A 741-nucleotide genomic window follows, 5' to 3' on the forward strand; every position below is an offset into this window, starting at 1 on the left:
CTTTCTCCTTTTGGTTTGGTCGCCTTGAAGTTTAGCTAAAAGCTAAACTTCGGGGAGAAGGTTCAATAAGTATCAAGTTGCTTAAACGGACACAAACAGCTGGCTGTGCTTCGTTCCTCGCTATTTTAGCCAGCCATTTTTAGCCGCTTAGCAAAGCGTTATATGCAAAGGAAGTTGTTGTGTTAGATTGGTTAGTTCAGTTGTTAATTCGAATTTTTATCGAGTTCTTACTCAACACAGTTTGCTATTACATTGGTTGGCCAATTTGCCGTATTTTCACATTAGGTAAATACCCAAAAGAGTATCCGCATGAAGAGGGGCTACTCACAGGTTACATTTTTTACAATGATGTAGTTGTAGTAGGCTTTATAACTTTGCTTATAAGCATCGGTTTATTTTTATCGTTGTAAATTTGCATATAACAAGCGCATTAAGTCAGACGGCCTCAACTTCGGCCTCATTTAATGCAAAAAGAAACGACGCATAAATGCGTCCCAAATTGGTCCGCTTCTTATGCGGGCGTTAGCTGTATAAATATAGGTTCGTGCAAATGGAAATTTTAGAAGCAAAAATTGAAGATGCGCCTATTATTCTTCAAATTCAAAAGGAAGCGTATATTTCAGAAGCTGAATTACATAATGATTTTAGTATACCCCCGTTAACTCAGAGCTTAGCTGAACTTGAGTCTGAATTTAATAATAAATGTATTTTAAAAATTGTTTTGAACGATCAGATTATTGC

At 36.6% G+C, this 741-nt stretch carries 1 pseudogene; it reads left to right on the forward strand.

Features of this window, described 5'->3' with window-relative positions:
* Window positions 1-550 precede the first annotated feature (550 nt).
* Window positions 551-741: pseudogene (locus Q4575_RS19680) on the forward strand (GNAT family N-acetyltransferase); the annotation flags it as partial.

The organism is Psychrosphaera sp. 1_MG-2023, from assembly GCF_030548245.1.
GTDB classification, from domain to species: domain Bacteria; phylum Pseudomonadota; class Gammaproteobacteria; order Enterobacterales; family Alteromonadaceae; genus Psychrosphaera; species Psychrosphaera algicola.